The sequence below is a fragment of the Sneathiella sp. genome (assembly GCF_041689005.1).
Taxonomy (GTDB): Bacteria; Pseudomonadota; Alphaproteobacteria; order Sneathiellales; family Sneathiellaceae; genus Sneathiella.
The window spans coordinates 22417-32135 of sequence record NZ_JBDNHC010000059.1 but is presented as its reverse complement, the minus strand read 5'-3'; the positions used below and the strand labels follow the sequence as shown (position 1 = coordinate 32135).

General features: G+C 51.7%; 9 protein-coding genes and 1 pseudogene. 8 read left to right on the top strand and 2 right to left on the bottom strand.

The window, feature by feature from the left end:
- Positions 1 to 203: pseudogene (locus tag ACESNI_RS06845) on the bottom strand (MarR family transcriptional regulator); the annotation flags it as partial.
- A 484-nt stretch (positions 204 to 687) separates the two neighbouring features.
- Between ACESNI_RS06845 and ACESNI_RS06840 the strand changes: the two are divergent.
- The 8 genes from ACESNI_RS06840 (at position 688) to ACESNI_RS06805 (ending at position 9048) form a co-directional block, all read left to right on the top strand.
- Positions 688 to 1839, top strand: a complete 1152-nt coding sequence (locus ACESNI_RS06840; RefSeq protein WP_373085799.1) for a DUF2336 domain-containing protein — start codon at positions 688 to 690, stop codon at positions 1837 to 1839.
- Positions 1840 to 1976: 137 nt separating this feature from the next.
- Entirely contained in the window at positions 1977 to 3515 is a 1539-nt protein-coding gene (locus ACESNI_RS06835; RefSeq protein WP_373085798.1) for a PAS domain-containing sensor histidine kinase, read from the top strand.
- 139 nt (positions 3516 to 3654) lie between these two features.
- Positions 3655 to 4740 (top strand): DUF2336 domain-containing protein, encoded by a 1086-nt coding sequence (locus ACESNI_RS06830; protein WP_373085797.1) that lies wholly within the window; start codon positions 3655 to 3657, stop codon positions 4738 to 4740.
- A 100-nt stretch (positions 4741 to 4840) separates the two neighbouring features.
- Complete coding sequence (moaA, locus tag ACESNI_RS06825; RefSeq protein WP_373085795.1) at positions 4841 to 5833, top strand: GTP 3',8-cyclase MoaA; 993 nt, start codon at positions 4841 to 4843, stop codon at positions 5831 to 5833.
- Between the two features lie 6 nt (positions 5834 to 5839).
- Complete coding sequence (locus ACESNI_RS06820; protein WP_373085793.1) at positions 5840 to 6598, top strand: NAD kinase; 759 nt, start codon at positions 5840 to 5842, stop codon at positions 6596 to 6598.
- A gap of 186 nt (positions 6599 to 6784) precedes the next feature.
- The gene (locus ACESNI_RS06815; protein ID WP_373085792.1) at positions 6785 to 7477 is read left to right on the top strand and encodes an AAA family ATPase; all 693 of its coding nucleotides are present in this window, start codon (positions 6785 to 6787) and stop codon (positions 7475 to 7477) included.
- 31 nt (positions 7478 to 7508) lie between these two features.
- Positions 7509 to 8156, top strand: a complete 648-nt coding sequence (locus ACESNI_RS06810) for a hypothetical protein (RefSeq protein WP_373085790.1) — start codon at positions 7509 to 7511, stop codon at positions 8154 to 8156.
- Positions 8157 to 8172: 16 nt separating this feature from the next.
- Positions 8173 to 9048: a hypothetical protein gene (locus ACESNI_RS06805; protein WP_373085789.1), complete on the top strand. Its 876-nt coding sequence runs from the start codon at positions 8173 to 8175 to the stop codon at positions 9046 to 9048.
- A gap of 10 nt (positions 9049 to 9058) precedes the next feature.
- On the opposite strand, the gene ACESNI_RS06800 is transcribed toward ACESNI_RS06805, so the two are convergent.
- A complete protein-coding gene (locus ACESNI_RS06800) occupies positions 9059 to 9439 on the bottom strand; it encodes an arsenate reductase (RefSeq protein ID WP_373085788.1) in 381 nt (126 codons plus the stop codon).
- Positions 9440 to 9719: the final 280 nt, after the last annotated feature.

Genomic DNA, 9719 nt, shown 5'->3' with positions numbered 1-9719 from the left:
GAGGCATTTGAACCCTGATAATATCCCCGCGACATCAATTCGCGGACATTTATTTCTTCGTCCCCGATATTTGCGAGCAACAAGGCCTGAACGGCATTGATATCCGTAATTTCCATAAGAGTCAGTTCTGTCCGAAGCACGTCCAGAAATCGGCGATGAAGACGCTCGATTAGTCTTGTAAGTTCATGATATTCTTCTGTCACTGCTTTTCCCTTACGCGCTGGTGATGCCTGTTTTAGACAAATCAAATCCTAATTCCTCGTCGGCCTATAATGCCCCGACATTCTTAAGGAATTGTAAAACTTTGGAAAGTTACCATTTATGACCGACGTTTTCCAACCTTATCCCCGCGGCATTATCTGAATTTAGCGGCGCCTTTTCATCGCTATCCGTTATATAGCATGGCTCCAGACACCCCCAACTGAAGCAAGATATGCCACTAAAGACCAGAGAGTTTTGGCAGGAATATGTTCATATGCAAAAATATATGTGACATAAAAGGGAAAGAATTAACCGGAATTTAAGGCAAATACTGAATATTGGGGACACTTGAGATCCTTGTTTGAGAAATAAACGCAATCCGAATGAAACTATGAAAAGCACCGGCCTTGCCAATTTCGAAACTTTAAAGTGACGTTTTATTTATAAACTAAAATCATTAAGACCGTACAATCAAACGGAAAAGACATGACACCAAGCGAAGACGACGATCTGGACAAGTTGATTGCCTTATCCAAGGCAAGTACGAAACGTGGCCGTCGCCAACTTATCACCAATATCAGCGATCTGTTCCTGAGCCATGAAGAGCGCATGAGCGAACGCGAGCATGCCCTTGTCTCTAGTATTTTGACCAAGTTGGTCTCTGAGATTGAAATCACGCTGCGGCAGAATTTGGCGGAAGAACTGGCCGGCCTCAAGCAGGCGCCGCACGACCTGATTAATTTTCTGGCCAATGATGAAATAGATGTTGCCCGCCCGATCCTGTTCAAGAGTCACCTTCTGGCGGAACCGGACCTGATTGAAATTATCCAGAACCGCAGTAAGGAGCATCTGCTCGTCATCGCCGAACGTGACGACATCAGTGCGACCATCAGCGAGTTACTGATCAATTTCGGCGACGAGGACGTCATCTCCCACCTGATCGAAAACGGGGATGCCGAGATATCGCGGGAAAGCATGGAGTATCTCGTAGAGGAATCAAAGCGCATAGACCGATTTCAGGAGCCGTTGATTGCCCGCCATGATATTCCTGCCGACCTTGCCCACAAAATGTTCTGGTGGGTTTCCGCCGCGCTCCGGCGCCACATTCTCGAAAATTTTGAAATTGACGAGCTGGACCTCAACGAAAAAATTGTCGCTGCCGCAAAAGCCGAATACCCGTTTGATATCCCACCGAAAAGCTCCCAAGCCGACAAGCTGGTCGCGGCGCTGGCCAAGCGCAAGGAACTCAACGAGCGATTTCTGGTGCAGACGTTGCGCAGCAAGCAGATCCGTTTGTTCGTCACTGCCCTGTCCCATCTTTCGGGCCTTGATTACCTTAAAGTCAGCCGCTTTATATATGATTCCAACGCCGAGGCCCTTACCATCGTCATCAAGGCCCTGGAATTCAGCCGCAACTCCTATTCCGTTATTTATCTCCTGACCCGTAGTATTTCGACAAATAAAAGTATAAAAAACATCACAAGCCCCGAAGAAGTTGAGATTATGTTGAAGTTTTATGATAAGCTTGCGGTGAAGAATGCAAAATTGACCTTGCGTTTCTGGCAGTTGGAGAAGGATTTCTTGTCGGCGATCGAAAAACTCGATGATGACTTAAAGGATCTGAAAGTTTATTTGTGACTGTCATTGGGGGGCAAAAGAGTTTGGGGACCATGCCGGGGATGCATGTGTATTAGTAAATGACGAAACTGGGGCACGGAAGCGTAGTTTCGCTTCACTCTGATGTTAAAAACACCAGCGGCTCAGGAATTCCGTCGATGCAAAGCATCGTAAGTCGTGAGTTTTTTGACGCAGTATTCGAACAAGCCCAACCGATGTATATGGCCCGGCCGGATGGAACTGTCATCTATGCCAATTCCGGCTATCGGGAGCGTTTTCGCCCCGCCACCGCCCAGCGAATTGACGATAAAATCCTTCCAAGCCTCGCCGTGGAACATCTCGATATCGTCCGTAATATCGCCGAGACGAAAGAGACGCAGACACGTCAGCTTTCCCTCAGGAGCGGGAAAGAGATGGAATATTTCCTGTCCCGTCATTTTCCGATCTTTGATGACGACGGGCATTTAATCGCGATCTGCGGCAGCTTTATCAATTCAACCCGGCAGGTCAATGCCGAAGCAAAGCTAAAGCAGGAAAAGCGCCGGTTCCTCGATATTACGCGGGCAGCATCTGACTGGATCTGGGAAACGGACGCAGAGGGGCGACTCATTTTTGTCTCGGATCGTGTCGTGCAGGCCGTTGGCTTGCCTCCGCTCCTGCTAAAAGGCAAGAAGCTGTCTGAACTTGGTATCTTTAAACCGGAAAACGATGGCGGCAACAAGGCGGAGGCGGCAGTTGAAAAACATATACCGTTCCGCGCTGTGCCACTTGAAATTCAGGATACGAGCGGCAACTTCAAAATATTCAACATCAGCGGCGTGCCCGTTTTCAACGAAATAGGCCGTTTTACCGGCTATCGGGGCACCAGTGACGATATAACCGCGCGGTTGCTTGCCGAAGACGAGGCAATGACCTCAAAAGCCGAGCTTGAACGTGCCGTCACCCAAATTACCAAGAAAAACATCGAACTGGAAGTCACCGCCAAGAAGGCCCTGGAATCTGCCCGGGCAAAAAACACCTTCCTCGCTAACATGAGCCATGAACTCAGAACGCCGCTCAATGCGATCATCGGCTTTGCCGAGGTAATCGGGCTGGAAACATTCGGCCCGATCAGCGATAAATACCGCGAATATGTCGGCGATATATTGAATTCCGGCAAGCATCTGCTGAGTCTGATTGAGGATATTCTGGATATCGCCCGCATCGAAAGCGATAAAATCCCTATCGAAATCACCCGCATGCCCCTGAAAACACTGGTGGCAGACGCCTGTGTGCTGGTCCAGAACCATGTGCGGGAAAAGAAGCTGGAACTGATTGGCGCCCGAATTGACGAAGAGGTCTATCTCGCCGTCGATCCGACAAGATGCCTGCAGATCCTCGTTAATATTCTCGGAAACGCTGTCAAATTCACGCCGCGCGACGGCTCCGTCGGCATCGAATATGACATCATTGACGACACCTTCATCGACATCACGGTCTGGGATACGGGGCCGGGTATTGCCGAAGAGGATCAGGAAAAAATATTCGAGGCGTTCAAGCAGGCCCATGAAGGGGTCTATAGCCGAGGGACGGACGGTGTCGGCCTTGGCCTCACACTCTCGCTCAAACTGGCGAAACTGATGGGCGGCAATATAACCGTCCAGAGCAGCCTCTCGACGGGGAGCCGTTTCAAGATACGGTTGCCTCTCGCGCATTAAAATCAGACATGATTTTGTCGTTTCGACCGAATTCCATTAGAAATTATCTCTTTATTAACAGTAATTTTTTATCATTGCTGCAGGCCCGTTATTTCATATCGGATATAGCATTGTGACGTCGGACAGCCGGGAAAATATTGTGGAAATAAAACACCTACTCGGGCTGGCAGAGAACAAGCAGCCCGAGCAGCGTGAGTTTCTGTACAAGAAAATCAGTGATTTCCTCGTTAATGACGATAATTCCTTCACTGAGGTCGAGAAGGAGATCATGGGCGACATTATTTGCCGGATAACGGCGGATGTCGAAAAATCAATTCGCGCCCATTTCGCCAAGAGGCTTGCCAAAAAACTTAATGTTCCCAAAGACCTGATGGTTTTTCTGGCCAACGAGGAAATCGAGGTGGCCTTACCGATCCTTCAAGATTGTGGCCTTCTGTTCGAGCCCGACCTTCTTGAAATCATCAAGCACCGCTCGACCCAGCACCGGCTCGCAGTCGCCGCGCGGGACAATATCAGTGAAGATGTTTGCACAGCACTTTGCGAAATCAACAATCCCGAGATCACGCTCACGCTGCTTGAGAACCATAGCGCCCAGATGCCGTTGCTCTTGCTCAACTATCTGGGGGAACAATCGGAGTTCATTCCGCAATACCAACTGCCACTGCTGAAACGCCCGTTCCTGCCCCGGCCCGTCGCCGAAAAAATGTACCGTTGGGTCTCGATGTCACTGCGTGAATATATCATCGAGAATTTTGAGATCGATGCCAAGGCGCTGGATGTCGATATTCACGACCGCGAGGAAACGATTGGTGCTATTTCCGGCGACTGTGACCCGTCCGCCCTGCTTGTTGAAAAACTGCACAAATCCGGCGAACTCAGTAGCCGGTTCATGATAAAATCCCTGCATCAGGGCGAAATCGACCTGTTTGAATTTTCCTTCGCAAAACTGCTTGATCTCGATATCCAGGTGGTTCGCAAGATCGTTTATGCGGAAAACTCGGAGCTTCTCGCCGTCGCCTGTCGCGCCCTCGATATTGATCGCGTAATTTTCAAGACTATATATGACCTGACAACTTCAATACGGGATAAAGGTACGTCAATCCTGTCGCTGACGAAATCCGCGCCCATGGATTTTTACGACCTGTTGGGAACCGACGCCGCGAAAGAGGCATTACGAAACGCGGAATTCATGGCCGGGGAAATTCGGTATGCAGAGACAGGCTAGCATTTAGCGCGAACCCCACTCCTTCGTGACTTGCAAATCGGCACGAAAAATATATCCTCGGTAATGTAGTTGTTCACCCTAATTATCCTGGAACAAACACATGATTGATCCGTTTGGCCGAAAAATAAATTATCTCAGAGTTTCTGTAACTGACAGATGTGACTTCCGCTGCAAATACTGCATGTCGGAACATATGACCTTTCTGCCAAAAAAGGACGTTTTGAGCCTCGAAGAGCTGGAGCTGGTGTCCGCCGCGTTCATCCGCAAGGGCGTGCGCAAAATACGCATTACCGGCGGCGAGCCGCTGGTGCGCAAAGGCATCATGGAACTGTTTCGTAATCTCGGGCTTTACCTCAAGAGCGGCGAACTTGATGAACTTACCCTGACGACGAATGGCAGCCAGCTCGCGACGTATGCAGAGCAGCTTTATGATGCCGGTGTGCGGCGCCTGAATGTCTCGCTTGATACGCTCGACCCCTACCGGTTTCAGGATATCACCCGCTGGGGGAATTTTGAAAAGGTCATGGGCGGTATCAAGGCCGCACAAGCAGCGGGCCTCAAGATTAAAATCAACACGGTTGCCCTCAAGGGCTTCAATGACCATGAATTTGATGACCTGATCAAATGGACAGGTGCGGAGGGCATGGATATCACCTTTATCGAAACCATGCCGATGGGGGCTATTGACGAACATCGCTCTGATCAATTTCTTCCCCTGTCCGAGGTCAAGAAGCAACTTGCGGGGAGTTGGAGCCTATCGCCATCAAGCTACCAGACCGGCGGGCCCTCCGACTATTTTGATGTCGCGGAAACCGGCAGCCGTGTCGGCTTCATCACCCCGCTTTCCCATAACTTCTGTGAAAGCTGCAACCGGGTGCGCCTGACCTGTACCGGCATGCTGTATATGTGCCTTGGCCAGCAGGATAACGCCGACCTGAAGGCGGTTCTTCGCGGCCCGGATGGCCTGCATGCGCTGGATGCCGCCATCGATGAGGCGATCGGCCGTAAGCCGAAGGGCCATGACTTCATCATTGACCGCAAGTCGGACGACAAACCGGCGGTTCCCCGCCATATGAGCGTGACGGGCGGCTAACGACGGATGAATATTTATTTCACCGCGAGTGACATGGCAGATGCACAAGCGGCAAGAGACAGGCTGGTCAAGCTTTACGGTCATTATCCACTTGAAAAGGCAGAGATAATTGTCGCCCTCGGCGGTGATGGCTTCATGCTGGAAACTATGCATGCCTTCATGGGTTTCAACCTTCCGATTTATGGAATGAACAAGGGAACCGTCGGGTTTTTGCTCAACGCCTATAACGAGGAGGGACTGGTAGAACGGCTCGATGCTGGCCAAATTACAGAACTGCATCCGCTCGGCATGACAGCAATCGGGATGAACGGCGAGCAAGTCGAGGCCTTGGCGATTAATGAGGTCTCCTTACTCCGGGAAAGTCGGCAGACGGCAAAAATCCAGATAACGATCGACGGCCATGTGAAGGTAGAGGAACTCACCTGCGATGGCGTTCTGGTGGCGACGCCAGCGGGCAGCACCGCCTATAATTATTCCGCCCACGGGCCAATCCTCCCTGTAAACGCCGGGGTTCTCGCCCTGACCCCGATCAGTGCCTTCCGACCGCGTCGCTGGCGCGGAGCCATCCTGCCGCGCGAGGCAAAAATTGAATTCAAGGTACTGGAGGCAGTAAAACGGCCTGTCAGCGCGGTTGCCGATGCGATTGAAGTGCGCGATGTCGACAGGGTTATTATCCATGAAAAACGGGAGATCACGATCCGGCTCCTGTTCGATCCGGAGCATAATCTGGAGAAGCGAATTCTTGATGAACAGTTTATGCTTTAGGCATGACTGAACGCCCTACCCCCTTCATATGCATAAATTTTTACCTTGATTCGCCTTAATTCGTAATCCTCTTTTAAGTTTTAGCCGGTAATTTCTTCCTTAGAAGATAATAACTGGACGGCGGCCATTGGCCCTAAAACCCTCTGTCTCCCTCTCCAGTTTCAAGAACCGTGCAGGAGAGTTCTGATGAAGGTTATTGCAGTTGCGTCACAAAAAGGGGGATCAGGCAAAACAACACTTGCCGGCCATCTCGCTGTTCAGGCCGAAATGGCCGGACAGGGTCCCGTGGCGCTCGTCGATACGGATCCCCAGGGCAGTCTTTCCGAATGGTGGAACGAACGTGAGGCCGAGACGCCGCTGTTTGCGAGAACCACCGTGGAACGGCTCGGCGCCGATATCGGTCGTATGGAAAAAATGGGGATCAAGCTGTTATTTGTCGATACTCCCCCCGCCATCACCTCGACCATTGCCGATGTTATCAGCCTTGCCGACCTGTTGATCATCCCCACCCGGCCAAGCCCGCATGACCTGCGCGCTGTCGGCGCAACTGTTGAGCTTGCGGAAGGGTTGAACACGCCGTTGATCTTTGTCGTCAACGGCGCCACGCCAAGGGCAAGGATCACCAGCGAAGCCGCGATTGCTCTGTCCCAGCACGGAACCCTCGCCCCCTCGGTCATTCATCAACGGGTTGATTTCGCTGCCAGCATGATTGACGGGCGGACGACGATGGAGCTGAGCCCGTCGTCAAAATCCAGCGAGGAAATAAGCAAGCTCTGGACCTATATCCAGGAACGTATCGCCCGCCTGGCGCCAAGTCATCCGGTTACACCCCAGCATCGCCCATCTGCCGCCGCCAGCAATGGTGCCGCCTATAACTGAGCTCTGCCCGTCGAAAAGAAGAAGAATTGACATGAAAGCAGCATTTTTAACAAGTTCACTGATTGCCTCGAAGGGCAAGGCTTCCCCGGCATCGACCGCCTTGACACCGCGTAAGTTGATCGATGACGGCTCCGCCGGAAACAGCGCTGGAATTTCCCGGATTTACAACCGTGTCCGGGATTTCTCTGAAAGTCAGGCCGCCGCCGCCGAGATGGACGACCAGAGCGTGCAGGCATCCACCGAGCGCGCCGACGCCCCCGTGAAAAGTGAGCGGAATGACGCAGAGCCAGCCGCGGAAAATACCCTGTTTGCGCCAATGCCAGATGAGGCCAACGATGAAAAGGTCGCCGGCCCCGAACAGGCCCAAACTCGCTATTCCGTTATCAACACTGCCAACAAGACCCTCCCCCGGCCCAAACCGGTAGATGCGCTCCCCGAGTCACGGTACGAGGAAATTGCAACAGAGGTCTCGAAGCTGAAGAAGGACGGGCTTGGACGTATTCGCATTTCCGTGCGCATGGCGCCACAGGACCATCTGCAATTAAAACTGATTGCTGCCCATACTCAAATGTCGGCACAAACCATCTTTGAAACCGCTCTGGAAGAATATGTCGCCAATCATGGAACCGAAATTCTGCCGCAATCATGCAAATGTATATTCGATAAATCGTCGATCTAAATGGAAGTAACCAACCATGCGTGAAACCATTGAAAACAAGGATGCGGATAGTGGCGTCGATGCGGCATCACTGACCCGGATCAAGTTGCGGCGAACAGGGGACGCGATCCCCGATGCATCAAAAAAAATTAAATCCGGCGATATAACCGACAGGCTTCAGGCACTGGCGGAAGAGCTAGAGGCGAGCAAGCCTACTTTTCCGGTGCCGAAACACGCCTTTAACAGCAATGTCACGGATCCGGCGGACAAACAAAAGCTTGCCCCTAAACCGCGCAAGGCAAAACCGAAACCTGCGCGAAAAGCAGTACACGCAAAAAAACAGCCGCTCGAAGCAAAATTATTGGCACAGGCACAGGCACCGGCACTGGCTCCTGCCGAGAAAATTGTAGCGCCAACTCCACCATCTGCGGTCCCTCCCCGCCGGGCCCGTTGGGCCCGCCCAACAGCGGGCCAGGGCTGGCAGAAAAAGACCGTCGCCCCGGATATTCTGACCTATTGGATGGAAATCAGGAATGGCAATCGCTACCCGAACTGGCAAAATCTTGATACCCGGAAAATTGGCAAGTTATGGCCCAATTGTGCTCTTGTCCATTGCGACCAGGCATCGGGCCGGCTCCAGCTTGAGCGTGGCTTCGCCGCGGAATTGCGTCTCGCCATGAAACAGGAAAACCCGCTCTCGGAGTTCTCCACGGATATCGATTTCTCACCCATGGTCGTTGACTGGATTCTGGGACTTGCGCGGGACGTCGCCAACTCGGGCAAGCCAACCCATGGAACTGAGTATTTCCCATCCACTTTTGATGAAATTCCGCTTCGGGTCATCGCCTTGCCACTCAGCGAGAATCAGGTCGATATCGATCACGTCCTTTGCTACGTCCAAAAACTGAGCTAAAAGATTAACCCTAAGCAGTAGCCAATTGTTTTAAGGCGGGTTTTTGCTCATCCGCGAAGCCGACAACATAACGGCCCCCGATTTCGAAAATGGGCCGTTTCATTAATGTCGGCTGGGCGAGCAGCACGGCCGCGCAGCCCTCGCCGTCAAGTTCATTTTTATGCTCATCGTCAAGTTTTCGGTAGGTTGTGCCGCGCCGATTAATCAGCACGTCAGGGTCAATTGCCGAGAGCCAGCGGTCCAGTGTTTCCGCCTCAAGGCCGTCCTTGCGGAAATCATGAAACCGACAGTCGATGCCCTCATTCGCAAGCCATTTTAGCGCCTTTCGGCAGGTGTCGCAATTTTTAATGCCATACATGATCACTGCAAATTCTCCTGTCAAAACGGGCATTGATATCTAGCCGGTTCCGCCGCAGGAGCGCAACCCCTCACGCATCAGGGAATCGGGTCTCTCACCCGTCTTTTTTTGGGAAGCAATAGGGATTTTCGCCAAAAATTTCCATGCGGTGGCGCAAGAAAATTTTAAAAACTCTGCAAAAAAGCCTGTAAATCAAAGGGAATTATGACAATTAGCGATGGAGGGGAATTGTTAAGACAAATTTAACTACTCACTGTCAAAGATAGCCTTGTCCAAGGTTGATCGAAGCTGTTTTTGCCACTACCACCCTCCC